Below are 14502 nucleotides of genomic sequence, written 5' to 3' on the forward strand. Positions count from 1 at the left end.
TCGGGATTTTGATATAGTTGCTTAACCGTCTTTTATATGAGGAAACAAAAGGTAGAATATCTATAGGAAACGATGTGGACTTATTTTACAAAGGGCTGTATAATTCCAACTGTTAAAAATCATTATTGAACGGCTATATAGTTTATATATATAATTTGGGTGAAAGTATTTGCTGATAGCCCATCATGGAAGGATCGATTAGTTAAAATGAAAGAAAATTTTTGGCAAGATTTGCCACGTCCGTTTTTTGTATTGGCACCGATGGAAGATGTAACGGATGTCGTGTTTCGCCATGTAGTGAGTGCAGCAGGTAAACCAGATGTATTTTTTACAGAGTTTACAAATACCGTTAGCTATTGTCATCCAGAAGGACGTGATAGTGTCCGTGGTCGTTTAACATTTACTGAAGACGAACAACCTATGGTAGCTCATATATGGGGAGACGAACCAGAACACTTCCGTCAAATGAGCATTGGTATGGCAGAACAAGGTTTTAAAGGAATCGATATTAATATGGGCTGTCCGGTACCGAATGTTGCAGGTAAAGGAAAAGGTAGTGGCCTTATTCGTCGTGCTACAGTTGCAGCAGATTTGATCCAAGCAGCAAAAACAGGAGGGCTACCAGTAAGCGTCAAGACCCGACTTGGCTATACAAATATCGATGAATGGCGTGATTGGTTGACACACGTATTTGAACAAGATATTGCTAACCTTTCTATCCATTTACGCACAAGAAAAGAAATGAGTAAAGGCAATGCACACTGGGAAATGATTTCAGAAATCAAGAAATTGCGCGATGAAATTGCACCTCAAACACTTTTGACGATCAACGGAGACATTCCGGACCGCGAAACTGGTTTGAAACTTGTTGAAGAGTATGGTGTGGATGGCGTTATGATTGGGCGAGGTGTTTTTCACAACCCTTATGCGTTTGAAAAAGAACCAAAAGAGCACAGCAGCCAAGAATTGCTGAATCTATTTAGATTGCACTTAAATCTTTTTGATAAATATACCGTTGATGAACCCCGTGCATTCAGACCACTTCGTCGTTTTTTTAAAATCTATGTTCGTGGTATTCGTGGAGCAAGTGACTTAAGAGTACAGTTGATGGAAACAGAAACAACAAATCAAGCCCGTGCATTACTTGATGAATTTGAAGAGAAGAATAAGGATATTTTAGGGGAATAGCAATGATTATCTCACCATTAATATTCTCATTCTTATGGTGGATAAAAGGTAAAGTAAATTATGATCATTTAGAAGCTTTTAATTTTTTGGATAATTTATTTATGTTATAATTATTTTATTGAAAGTGATTGAATTGTATCAAAGTCTTTAAGACAATTTTTGTGATTAGAATATAAATTCTAATCACTTTTTTTCAAAATTAGCAAACGAAAAAAATTGACCTTTTTTGACCAATGAAGTAAAATACACTTAGTAACTCATAGTGTAAATCGTTTAGTTACGCTATAAAAGAAACGAACAATTGAGGAGGAAACAAATTATGAATTTAGTCCCTACAGTAATTGAACAGTCATCAAGAGGTGAACGTGCCTATGACATTTATTCACGTCTTTTAAAAGACCGTATCATCATGTTAAGTGGTCCAGTAGACGATGATTTAGCAAATGCTGTAATTGCTCAGCTGTTATTTTTAGATGCACAAGATTCTGAAAAAGATATTTATATTTATATTAATTCTCCAGGTGGTAGTGTAACTGCTGGTTTAGCGATTTTTGATACAATGAACTTTATTAAAGCAGATGTACAAACCATTGCAATGGGAATGGCTGCTTCAATGGGAAGTTTCTTATTAACAGCTGGTACAAAAGGAAAACGTTATGCATTACCGAATGCTGAAATCATGATTCACCAACCATCAGGCGGATCTCAAGGACAAGCTACGGAAATTGAAATTGCTGCTCGTCACATTTTAAAAACTCGTGAACGCTTGAATAAAATTTTATCTGACCGTACAGGTCAACCAATAGAAGTCATCCAACGTGATACAGATCGTGATAACTACATGTCTGCAGAAGATGCAAAAGCTTATGGTTTAATTGATGAAATTATGGAAAACAGTTCAGCATTAAGCTAATAGTACAGACTCGTCTAGATAAGTAAGGCATTAGACAAGCGATACATCTGAAGAGTAAAGAAAAAAGAGATTGGAGCACCGCTTCAGTCTCTTTTTTCTTTGCTCTTATAGTCAGCCGACCGACTAAATGAGTCGAATCCATTTAATTGATCCACTATTATCTGTATAATGAAGCTAATAAACGAATTAAGGGAGGATATTTAATGGATATCAGCAATATAAAGGCAGACAAAGTAAACACAACCCATGGAATTAAAATTGGAAGTGATGACGCTCCAGTTAAAGTGATTGAATTTATTAATTTAAAATGCCCTTATTGTAAAATGTGGTACGAAGATTCAAAAGATGTACTAAACGACTATGTTTTTGCTGGAAAAGTGCAGCGAATCATTAAGCATTTTGATAAGGAAAAACCGAGTTTGAAAAAAGGAAACGTTGTGCACCGTTATTTAGACTATTCAAATCCTGAAAAGGCGCTTGAAGACATCGATTTCTTTTTTGCTCACCAAGAAGAGTGGGGATATTTAGAATCGTTTGATGATATAGCTGCTTATGTAGTTGAGAAAAGAAATTTATCCTTACAATCAAATGAATTGGCAGCTCAAGAAATTATCCAAGAGGCAAACCAAGCAAATGTTGTATTTGTACCGACCGTGTTTATTGATGAAGAAATTTTTGATGAGCATATTACGCAACAAGAACTCAAAAACTTGATTGAAGCGCGCATTTAAAAAATAGCTTGTGAAAAAGACATATCTTCTACACAATTTTAATGGAAAACTTATAAACATAATAGTTGAAAGATTAATAGATAACTGGTACAATTAACGTTGTGAGAGATGGTAATAGCACTTTGTTTAGTGCTGTTGTTGAATGATAAGAAAACAAGTACAGGAAACTGAAAGTTTGATTTTCATTTTGATTCTCTTGTTTTTTTAAGTAGCAATGGTCGCTGAACGACTAACGCGGTCACAAAGCGACCAACGTAGAAAGAGGTCGCTTATGCAAAATGTATTATCTGTTATTGAAGAAGTCATTCCAGATATCATGTATACACTGCAGAATCGTTACCATATTTTGCGCAATGTTTTTTTATTGGGTCCTGTTGGAAGAAGAGTTGTATCTGATCGTATGGGGATTACAGAACGTGTCTTACGTACAGAATCAGAAGGCTTAAAGAAACAAGGGTTGATAAAAACTTCAAAAATGGGAATGGAGCTAACCGAAAAAGGGGAATCCGTTTACCACCAATTGGATCAGTTAATGGGTCAACTTTTGGGGATGAAAGAGAAAGAGAAAAAACTCGCTTCTTATTTGGAGATTGAACACTGTGTGATTATTTCTGGTGATGTAGATGAACAGTCGAAATTACATGAAGAGATGGGTCGTGCTGCCGTAGAAGCTTTAGACTTTTTACTTCCAGAAGGCGATAATATTATTGCTATTATGGGTGGTACTACTATGGCAGAAGTGGCAAATCAAATGAATGAAACTCTTTCTCACAAAAGAAAGTTAATGTTTGTTCCTGCCAGAGGTGGATTAGGTGAATCGGTCGATATTCAAGCTAATTCAATTAGTGCTTTAATGGCACAAAAAACGAATGGCAAAAACCGTGTTCTTTATGTTCCGGAACAAGTAAGCGTAGAAACATATAAACCGCTATTACAAGAACCGGGAATAAAAAAAACACTTAAGTTGGTTGACGATGCGAATTGTGTTTTATATAGCATCGGAGACGCTAAGCTTATGGCAGAACGCAGAGGGATGAATGAAGAAGTTCTAGCTCTGATTGAAACTAAAGCAGCAGTTGGGGAAGCATTTGGAGAATTTTACAATCAGTCTGGTGAAGTGGTCTACAAAATACCACGCATTGGTTTGCAATCTGAAAAACTGGCAGATATTGCTAGTGTGATCGCAGTAGCTGGTGGTAAATCCAAAGCGAAAGCAATTGAGGCTCATATGAAAAAGGCACCACGCCATACGTGGCTCATCACAGATGAGGGTGCTGCTAACGAGATTTTAACAGGGATAACCCTTTAAAATAAATATATTGCATGATTCCTAAAGGAGGAAATCTATTTATGACAGTTAAAGTAGGTATCAACGGTTTTGGACGTATTGGACGTCTTGCATTCCGTCGTATTCAAGAATTAGAAGGTATTGAAGTGGTAGCAGTTAACGACTTAACAGATCCAAAAATGTTAGCTCACTTATTAAAATATGATACAACACAAGGACGTTTCAACGGTGACGTGGAAGTTAAAGATGGCGCATTTACTGTTAATGGTAAAGACATCAAAGTTTTAAGCAACCGCAACCCAGAAGAACTTCCATGGGGAGAGCTTGGAGTTGAAATCGTATTAGAATGTACTGGTTTCTTCACTACTCAAGAAGCTGCTGAATTACACATCAAAGCAGGAGCAAAAAAAGTTGTTATTTCTGCACCAGCAACTGGTAACATGAAAACAATCGTTTACAATGTAAACCACGAAACTCTTGATGGTTCTGAAACAGTTATCTCTGGTGCTTCTTGTACTACTAACTGTTTAGCTCCTATGGCTCAAGTACTAAATGACAAATTTGGTATTGAATTAGGATTAATGACAACTATCCACGCTTACACGGGTGATCAAAACACATTAGATGCTCCACATCCAAAAGGCGACTTCCGTCGTGCTCGTGCTGCAGCAGCTAATATTATTCCTAACACAACTGGTGCTGCTAAAGCAATCGGTGAAGTATTACCAGAATTAAAAGGTAAATTAGATGGAGCTGCACAACGTGTTCCTGTTGCTGCTGGTTCATTAACTGAATTACAAACAGTATTAAGAACAAAAGTAACTGCTGAAGAAGTAGATGCAGCAATGAAAGCAGCTGCTAACGAATCTTACGGATACACTGAAGATGCAATCGTTTCTTCTGATATCTTAGGAATGTCATTTGGTTCATTATACGATGCAACACAAACGAAAGTTATCACTGTTGGTGACAAACAAATCGTTAAAACTGTTGCTTGGTATGACAACGAAATGTCATATACTTCACAATTAATTCGTACTTTAGAATACTTTGCTAAATTAGGTTAATCTTTAACAAGAAACTTAAATTAGGATAGAGAATAGTAAAAAGCGGGGAGGCAGCGCGCTTCCTCGCTTTTCTTTTTTCAAAGATTAGTATTTACACATAATCGCTCTTTAGAGGAGGAACCTTAATGGTAAAAAAAGTTGTAACTGATTTAGACCTTAATGGTAAAAAAGTTTTAGTGCGTGCAGACTTCAATGTTCCAATGAAAGACGGAGTTATTACCAATGACAACCGTATTCAAGCAGCATTGCCAACAATTCAATATATTATTGAACAAGGTGGGAAAGTAATATTATTCTCTCACTTAGGTAAAGTGAAAACTGAAGAAGATAAAGAAGGCAAAAGTTTACGTCCAGTCGCTGATCGTTTAAGCGAATTATTAGGAAAAAATGTAACATTTGTACCTGAAACACGTGGTGAAGTATTAGAAACTGCCATTGCTGGATTAAACACTGGTGATGTATTAGTAGTTGAAAATACACGTTTTGAAGACATCGATGGTAAAAAAGAAAGCAAAAATGATCCTGAACTTGGGAAATATTGGGCTGGCTTAGGCGATGTTTTTGTTAATGATGCATTTGGTACGGCTCACCGTGCGCATGCTTCTAACGTAGGGATTGCTTCAAATCTTGAAAGTGCTGCTGGCTTCTTGATGGATAAAGAAATCAAATTTATTGGTGGCGCAGTTGACGAACCTAAACGTCCATTCGTGGCAATTTTAGGTGGAGCAAAAGTTAGTGATAAAATTGGTGTTATCGAAAACTTATTAAGCAAAGCGGATAAAGTTCTTATTGGTGGCGGAATGACGTATACTTTCTATGCTGCAAAAGGTATTGAAATTGGGAAATCATTAGTCGAAGAAGACAAAATTGAATTAGCTAGAACATTGATTGAAAAAGGCGGAGACAAATTAGTCTTGCCAATCGACTCTGTTACATCTCCAGAATTCAGTAACGATGCACCAACTGAAATTCATGATGGTGCTGTACCAGCTGATCAAATGGGTCTTGATATTGGACCAAAAACAATTGAATTATTCACCAAAGAATTACAAGGTGCTAAAACAGTTGTATGGAACGGACCAATGGGCGTATTTGAAATGTCTAACTTTGCTCAAGGAACAATCGGTGTTTGTGAAGCAATTGCTAACTTAACGGATGCAACGACTATTATTGGTGGAGGAGACTCTGCAGCTGCAGCAATGCAATTAGGTTTTGCAGATCAATTTACTCACATCTCTACAGGTGGCGGAGCATCATTAGAATACCTTGAAGGTAAAGAACTTCCAGGGGTAGCATCAATTTCAGATAAATAATTTAGTTCAATTAGAGAAAGGAAGTTATGTTATGCGTAAACCTATTATTGCTGGTAACTGGAAAATGAACAAAACTGCTGCTGAGGCTGCTGAGTTTGTAGAAGCAGTTAAAACAAAAATACCTTCTTCTGAACAAGTAGATTCAGTTATTGGAGCTCCTGCTTTATACTTACAATCATTAGTTAAAGCATCAGAAGGAACAGAATTAAAAATCGCAGCTCAAAACAGCTACTTTGAAGAAGCTGGAGCATTCACAGGTGAAATCAGCCCTGCTGCTTTAGGAGACTTAGGAGTAAACTACGTAATCATTGGTCACTCTGAGCGTCGTGAATTCTTCCATGAAACAGATGAAGAAATTAACAAAAAAGCACATGCTATTTTCAAAAACGGTATGATTCCAATCATTTGCTGTGGTGAAACGTTAGAACAACGTGAAGCTGGAGAAACAAATGAATGGGTAAGCGGACAAGTTAAAGCAGCAATCGCTGGCTTAACAGAAGGTCAAATAGCTGAATCAGTTATTGCTTATGAACCAATCTGGGCAATCGGAACTGGTAAATCTTCTACTTCAAAAGACGCAAACGACACTTGTGCAGTTATTCGTCAAACAATTGCAAAAGAAGTTTCTCAAGATGCTGCTGATGCTGTACGTATTCAATACGGCGGAAGTGTAAAACCTGAGAATATTGCTGAATACATGGCTGAATCAGATATTGATGGAGCTTTAGTAGGAGGAGCAAGCTTAGAAGCAGAATCGTTCTTAGCATTATTGGAGGCTGTTAAATAATGACAAAAGCACCTGTAGCCATTATCATCTTAGATGGATTAGGATGGCGTAATGAAGTAATGGGTAACGCTGTAGCTCAAGCCAATAAACCAAACTTTGACCATCTTTTAGAAAAATACCCTCATAGTACGTTAAAAGCTTCTGGACTAGATGTAGGTCTTCCAGAAGGGCAAATGGGGAATTCTGAAGTTGGGCATACAAATATCGGAGCTGGACGAGTGGTTTATCAAAGTTTAACACGTATTGATAAAGCTATTGAAGAAGGCGAATTTCAAACAAATCCTGTTTTAAGTGATGCAATGGAAAGAACAATCAAGTACCAATCTAATTTGCACTTGTTTGGGCTTTTATCAGATGGTGGAGTACACAGTCACATTAATCATTTGATTTCATTGATTAAAACAGCAAAAGAAAAAGGTGTACCAAATATTTATGTTCATGCTTTCCTTGATGGACGTGATGTAGCACCTAATTCTGGAATCAAATATGTTGAACAATTAGAACAAGCTATCAAAGAAATCGGAGCAGGTGAAATTGCTACCATTTCTGGTCGTTTCTATGCTATGGACCGCGACAAACGTTGGGAACGCGTAGAAAAAGCTTATAACGCTATTGCTCATGGAGAAGGTCTTAAAGCTTCAAGTGCATTAGAGGCTGTACAAACAAGTTATGACAAAGAAAAATTTGATGAATTTGTTATGCCGACAGTTATTGAAAAAGATGGAAAACCTGTTGCAACTTTACAAGACAATGATTCTATCATTTTCTTCAACTTCCGTCCTGACCGTGCTATTCAATTATCCAATGCTATTACGGATGATGAATGGGAATTCTTTGATCGTGGACAAAGAGCTCAAAATCTTAAACTTGTAACAATGACAATGTATAACCCAAGTATTAAAGCTGAAATAGCTTTCCCACCGGTTGCATTGAAAAATGTTATAGGTGAAGTTCTATCAGCACATGGACTTTCTCAATTGCGTATTGCGGAAACTGAAAAATACCCGCACGTTACTTTCTTTATGAATGGCGGACGCAATGAAGAGTTCCCTGGTGAAAACCGTATCTTGATTCCATCTCCAAAAGTGGAAACATATGATTTGAAACCTGAAATGAGTGCTTACGAAGTAACGGATGCATTAGTAGCAGATATTGAAGCGGATAAACATGACGCGATCATCTTAAACTTTGCTAATCCGGATATGGTTGGACATTCAGGTATGCTGGAACCAACTATCAAAGCTATTGAAGCGGTCGATGAAAACTTAGGTCGCGTAGTTGATGCAATTACTGCTAAAGGCGGATATGCAATTATCTTTGCCGATCATGGTAATGCGGATACAATGACAACACCTGAGGGGAAACCGCATACTGCTCATACAACTGTACCTGTTCCTGTTATTGTAACTAAAGAAGGAGCAACACTACGCGAAGGCGGACGTCTAGCTGATATTGCACCAACAATGTTAGATTTATTAAACATTGAAAAACCAGATGATATGACTGGTGAATCTTTGATTCAGAAGTAAAATAAACGATCTATTTTGCGAAAGATAACGATGTAAAAGCTGCAGACTTTGCATAAATTCTTTTAATTAGATAAGTTTAGTAAAGAAACTGTAAGAGAAGACCTAAAGTGTTTGCATTTAACAGGCAAACTCACTAAAATGAAGCTATGGGCAAAGCCCTGGCACTAAAAATTTTGTACACTCAAAGGAGAGAAATTAAATGCCATTTATTACAGATATTTTAGCTCGTGAAGTATTAGACTCACGCGGTAACCCAACAATCGAAGTAGAAGTTTACACAGAAAGCGGAGCATTTGGCCGTGGAATGGTTCCATCTGGTGCATCAACTGGGGAACATGAAGCAATTGAATTACGTGACGGAGACAAATCTCGTTACCTTGGAAAAGGTGTTTTGAAAGCAGTAGAAAATGTGAATAACATTATTTCTGAAGCTCTTATTGGATTTGACGTTCGCGATCAAATGGCAATTGACAAAACAATGATCGAATTAGACGGAACTCCAAACAAAGCTAAATTAGGCGCTAACGCTATTTTAGGTGTTTCTATCGCTGTAGCACGTGCTGCTGCTGATTACCTAGATGTTCCTTTATACCAATACCTAGGAGGCTTCAATACTAAAGTATTGCCAACTCCTATGATGAACATTATTAATGGTGGATCACATGCTGACAATAGTATTGATTTCCAAGAATTCATGATCATGCCTGTAGGAGCTCCTTCATTCAAAGAAGCTTTACGTATGGGTGCTGAAGTATTCCATGCATTAGCTGGAATCTTAAAATCAAGAGGTTTAGCTACTTCAGTTGGTGACGAAGGTGGATTCGCTCCTAACCTAAGCTCTAATGAAGAAGGTTTCGAAGTTATTATCGAAGCAATCGAAAAAGCTGGTTACAAACCAGGTGAAGACGTTATGCTTGCAATGGATGCTGCATCATCAGAATTCTACAACAAAGAAAAAGGTGTTTACGACTTAGTTGATTCAGGCGAAGGCGAAAAAACAGTTGATGAAATGATCGAAATCTACAAAAACTTAGTAGCTAAATACCCAATCATCTCTATTGAAGATGGATTAGATGAAAATGACTGGGAAGGTACTAAAAAATTAACAGAAGCTTTAGGCGATAAAGTTCAATTAGTTGGTGATGATTTATTCGTTACAAACACTGAAAAATTAGCTCAAGCTATCGATAAGGGAGTAGCAAACTCTATCCTTATCAAAGTTAACCAAATTGGTACATTGACTGAAACATTCGATGCTATCGAAATGGCTAAAAAAGCTGGATACACTGCAGTAGTTTCTCACCGTTCTGGTGAAACTGAAGATTCAACAATTGCTGATATCGCAGTAGCTACAAATGCAGGACAAATCAAAACTGGTTCATTAAGCCGTACTGACCGTATTGCTAAATACAACCAATTGTTACGTATCGAAGATCAATTAGGCGATTTAGCTGTATACGAAGGTTTACAAGCTTTCTACAACCTAAAAAACAAATAAGAATTTAAGGTAAATTAAATTCTTGAATAGAGAAACACTTCATTAGTTGAGGCAACGCAACTAATGAAGTGTTTTTTTTATTTTTAAAAGTTTACATTTTAAATGCTGCTAGAGTATAGTTAAGTCGATTATAAATAATCTCTGGAGGAATAGGATTGCTTGTAGCCGTTTAAAAGATTCAATGCAAATTACAAAGCGTTAGCGCTTCAACGGTTATTGCTTTGTTTAAGCCTTGAAAGCTCTGAAGACTACAAGCTTCAAGCTGTCCCATGGCTCTCCGCAAGCAGAACTGCTATTCCAAAAAAGATTTCATTTTAAGCACTTTATTGTTCATCAAAATAATTTATGGTAGAAGTGAACAAAAAATGAACAATAGTTTCGATTTTGATACACAAATTTTACTGTATCAAAATTAATGATACAAATTGGTCTATTTGTGATAGAATGTAAGCGATTAAGAATATAGGAAGGTAGGTAACTAAATGAAGAGAAAAGATTTAGTTTATCAGTTTGTTAAAAAACATACGGAAAAACTTACTAGTGAAGAAATAGAATTCGGATCAGGTCTGACGACTAGCGAAATTTCTGATGCTTTGAATATTGTTCGCACGAATGTAAGCAAAGAATTAAATCTTCTAGTTCGTGAAGGGAAAATAGCGAAACTTGAAGGAAGACCTGTGCGATATATTGACAGTAATTGCTTAAAGTGGAAACCATTATCTAAACCTGTGAAATCCTATAAAGATGAATCATTAATCAAAAAGAAACCGACAATAGAAAAATCAAATGATGCTAGAAAAAATGACCATAGTCTATTTGAGTACATGATTGGGTCAAATGGCAGTTTAAAAAATCAAATGGAGCAAGCAAAAGCGGCCATATTTTATCCGCCAAAAGGGCTAAACAGCCTGATTATTGGACCGACTGGATCAGGAAAAACGTTTTTTGCTAATGCCATGTATCAATATTCTCAGGATAAAGGCATCATTGAGCCGAAGCAATCCTTGATTATTTTTAACTGTGCAGATTATTCGCAAAATCCGCAGTTGCTGATGTCACATTTATTTGGACATACTAAGGGTGCTTATACTGGAGCTACAGAAGCAAAAGAAGGATTATTGTTAAAAGCAGACAACAACATGTTGTTCTTAGATGAAATTCATCGATTGCCTCCAGAAGGACAAGAAATGCTTTTTTACTTTATGGACACAGGTACATTTCAACCAATGGGAGAAACAGAAAAAAGGTATTCAGCTAACGTTCGAATTATTTGTGCAACTACTGAAGACCCAAGTTCAGCTTTATTGAAGACGTTTGTACGACGTATTCCAGTAACCATTCAATTGCCAGCATTTAATGAGCGGCCAGCCAATGAACGTATCCAACTGCTCAAATTATTATTGTCTATTGAAGCGAACCGTATTAATAAACGAATCGTTATCGAAGAAAATGTTGTTAAAGCTTTACTGGGAAGCGTTACTTATGGAAATATCGGTCAATTGAAATCAAGCATCCAATTGGCTTGTGCCAAAGCTTTTTTGAACAGCATGGACAACAATGAAGAAATGCTAATCAACATGGATCTACTAACGGGAGAGCTTCAAGAAGGGCTGGTTAATCTTGCACGAAATCGAGATGAACTAAATGAAATCAGCAACTACCTTGAACCACGTATGACCATTCATCCTAAGGATTCTGTCTATATGTTAGAGCAAGATACGTATGAATTGCCGTTCAATTTATATGAAATCATCGGAGATAAGGCTGTAATGCTCAAAGATGAAGGGTTGAACCAGGATGACATTGAGAATTTTATTACAACAGACATTAACCTGCATTTGAAATCATTTTATAAAACCAACCAATTGATTCCTAATAATGAGCATAATTTAAGAGATATTGTTGAGCAAGAAGTTATCACACTAACGAAAGAAATTTGGAAAATGGCAGAAGATCATTTAGGGTATCATTTTAAACAAAACTTCTTATATGCTATGAGTTTGCACTTAAGTTCTTTTATCAAACGTTCAAAAGAAGGGTTTGTTCAAATCAAACAAAATAGTGAATTGGATAAATTGATTTTGAATTACCAAAATGAATATGAAGTAGCCATCTTGATTAAAAACCACATGAAAGAAAATTACCAAATCAACGTTCCAGAAGTAGAATGCTGGTATCTAACCATGCTGCTGGTCTCTTTAAAGGAACAGAATAATTTAGGTGATGTGGGGATCGTTGTCGCTGCACATGGACGATCGACAGCGACAAGTATGGTTCAAGTTGTGGCTAAATTACTAGATGTTAAGAATATTGAAGCGGTAGATATGCCTTTGGAAATGAGCCCACAGCAAGCCTATAAATTGGTTTTAAGCTCTATTCAAAATGTCAATGAAGGCAAGGGTGTACTTCTTTTAGTCGATATGGGATCATTGACAACGTTTGGTGTAAAAGCGATGCGTGAGACAGATATTGCTGTAAAAACCCTAGATATGGTAACCACGCCTCTTGTCTTAGAAGCAGCACGCAAGACGTCTTTTATGGACAATCAATTAGATGAAATCTATTGGTCTTTAAAAAACTTCAGAGGATACAGCAACCTTCCCGAAGACAAACCGGTCTTTCTATCTACATCAACGCAACAAGAGATCTACAAGCCGAAAGCTATTATTACGATTTGTTCAACCGGTGAAGGGACAGCCGTACGTATCAAAGAACGTGTAGAAAGCTTATTAGAAGAGTTTATTGATGAAACCATTGAAATTTTTTCCATTTCTTTAGTTGGTATGGAAGAAGAAGTTCAAAAAATTTCGCAAGACTATCAAGTGTTAGCCACAGCAGGAATAGCAAAACCAGCATTAAATGTTCCTCATTTAACATTGGAAGAATTGTTCCAGTCTTCTGGAGATGAGAAAGTTAAACAAGTCATTTTGGATCAGCAATATGCTGAAGGAAGTTATGCGGAGTCAATGGATACAAAGCAGCTATGTGAAGAATATTTGGCTACTTATTTTACTTTTCTTAATCCACGGAAGTTCATCAATATATTGTGGGATTACACAGAAATTATAGAAGAAAAATTAAATAAAAAACTTAGCAATAGTGTCCAAACTGGTCTATTGATGCATATGGCTGGTGTGATTGAACGAGTATTGTTCAGCGATCCGATGAGTCAATCGGATGAAACAATTAACAAAGACTCAATTTATTATCAATCGGTTAAAGAAGCCAATGAATTGCTTGAATCAAGATTAAATATGACGATTCCAGAATCAGAATTATTTTACATTGTTAAAATAGTAGATGCGCATCAAGAAACCGTTTAATGAAGCAAGTAGGAATGTATTGATTAATTTAAAAATAATGAGGAGAATGAGGTACCATGTCTATGGAAATACGATTAGTCCGTATTGATGACAGGTTGATTCATGGCCAGGTTGTGACTGTATGGGCAAAAGTAACAAAAGTAAACCGTATTTTAGTCATTAGCGATGAGGTAGCAAAGGATATATTGCGAAAAACATTGTTAAAGCATGCTGCTCCTCCAGGTGTGAATGTTAATGTGATTACAATCGATAAAATGATTTCAATTTATGATGATCCTACATTCAATACGTTTAAATCAATGTTGCTGTTTACTAATCCGCGTGATGTCAGAAGAGTAGTAGAAGGTGGAGTCAGTTTTGATTCCATTAATATTGGCGGAATGAGTTTTTCAGATGGAAAAAAAATGATTACAAACGCAGTTGCAGTAAATCATCAAGATATCGAGGACTTACACTATTTAAGTGAGCAAGGAATCGATTTAGAGATTCGTAAAGTAGTAACAGATAGCAAGGTCTATATGATGGATTTATTGAAAAAAGAAGGAATGGTGTAGTACTTAAAAAAGACAGCTATTTCGAAAAAACAACTACACTAGGTGTATGACAAATAGTATAGTTACTTCAAAATGAAATTTCTTCTGGAATGCAAGGGTACGCTTGTATAGCCATAGGAGACCGCCTGAAAGCCTCTAGTCTTACAGATTTTCAAGCTACAAATAAACCATAATTGCTGAAGCGCTAATGGTTTATAATTCTTATTGAATTCCTATGCAGGGTTACAAGCAACCCTATTCCTCCAGAAATTTATTAACACTAAAAATATAGATCCACTAAATTAGTATAACAAACAAACGGATTGGGATTT

At 36.5% G+C, this 14502-nt stretch carries 11 protein-coding genes; all 11 read left to right on the plus strand.

Annotation, left to right across the window (positions count from 1 at the left end):
• Positions 1 to 207 precede the first annotated feature (207 nt).
• The 11 genes from ACKI3H_RS02590 (at position 208) to ACKI3H_RS02640 (ending at position 14191) form a co-directional block, all read left to right on the plus strand.
• Complete coding sequence (locus tag ACKI3H_RS02590; protein ID WP_407370728.1) at positions 208 to 1188, plus strand: tRNA dihydrouridine synthase; 981 nt, start codon at positions 208 to 210, stop codon at positions 1186 to 1188.
• 319 nt (positions 1189 to 1507) lie between these two features.
• Positions 1508 to 2101 carry an ATP-dependent Clp endopeptidase proteolytic subunit ClpP gene (clpP, locus tag ACKI3H_RS02595; protein ID WP_187948908.1) on the plus strand — a complete coding sequence of 198 codons (594 nt, stop codon included), beginning with the start codon at positions 1508 to 1510 and terminating at the stop codon, positions 2099 to 2101.
• 203 nt (positions 2102 to 2304) lie between these two features.
• Complete coding sequence (locus ACKI3H_RS02600; RefSeq protein WP_407370729.1) at positions 2305 to 2832, plus strand: DsbA family protein; 528 nt, start codon at positions 2305 to 2307, stop codon at positions 2830 to 2832.
• Between the two features lie 271 nt (positions 2833 to 3103).
• Positions 3104 to 4141, plus strand: a complete 1038-nt coding sequence (locus ACKI3H_RS02605; protein WP_407370730.1) for a sugar-binding transcriptional regulator — start codon at positions 3104 to 3106, stop codon at positions 4139 to 4141.
• 41 nt (positions 4142 to 4182) lie between these two features.
• Positions 4183 to 5187 carry a type I glyceraldehyde-3-phosphate dehydrogenase gene (gene gap / locus ACKI3H_RS02610; RefSeq protein ID WP_407370731.1) on the plus strand — a complete coding sequence of 335 codons (1005 nt, stop codon included), beginning with the start codon at positions 4183 to 4185 and terminating at the stop codon, positions 5185 to 5187.
• A 125-nt stretch (positions 5188 to 5312) separates the two neighbouring features.
• On the plus strand, positions 5313 to 6500 hold the full coding sequence (locus ACKI3H_RS02615; RefSeq protein ID WP_407370732.1) for a phosphoglycerate kinase: 1188 nt from the start codon (positions 5313 to 5315) through the stop codon (positions 6498 to 6500).
• 31 nt (positions 6501 to 6531) lie between these two features.
• Positions 6532 to 7287, plus strand: coding sequence for a triose-phosphate isomerase (gene tpiA / locus ACKI3H_RS02620; RefSeq protein ID WP_407370733.1), 756 nt, complete (start codon positions 6532 to 6534; stop codon positions 7285 to 7287).
• The gene (gene gpmI, locus ACKI3H_RS02625; RefSeq protein WP_407370734.1) at positions 7287 to 8816 is read left to right on the plus strand and encodes a 2,3-bisphosphoglycerate-independent phosphoglycerate mutase; all 1530 of its coding nucleotides are present in this window, start codon (positions 7287 to 7289) and stop codon (positions 8814 to 8816) included. Before tpiA ends, gpmI begins: the two co-directional genes overlap by 1 nt.
• Before the next feature lie 199 nt (positions 8817 to 9015).
• Positions 9016 to 10314: a phosphopyruvate hydratase gene (gene eno, locus ACKI3H_RS02630; protein WP_407370735.1), complete on the plus strand. Its 1299-nt coding sequence runs from the start codon at positions 9016 to 9018 to the stop codon at positions 10312 to 10314.
• A 482-nt stretch (positions 10315 to 10796) separates the two neighbouring features.
• A complete protein-coding gene (locus ACKI3H_RS02635; RefSeq protein ID WP_407370736.1) occupies positions 10797 to 13637 on the plus strand; it encodes a sigma 54-interacting transcriptional regulator in 2841 nt (946 codons plus the stop codon).
• 56 nt (positions 13638 to 13693) lie between these two features.
• On the plus strand, positions 13694 to 14191 hold the full coding sequence (locus ACKI3H_RS02640; RefSeq protein ID WP_407370737.1) for a mannose/fructose/sorbose PTS transporter subunit IIB: 498 nt from the start codon (positions 13694 to 13696) through the stop codon (positions 14189 to 14191).
• Positions 14192 to 14502: the final 311 nt, after the last annotated feature.

The sequence above is a fragment of the Carnobacterium sp. genome, from assembly GCF_045617425.1.
Taxonomy (GTDB): domain Bacteria; phylum Bacillota; class Bacilli; order Lactobacillales; family Carnobacteriaceae; genus Carnobacterium_B.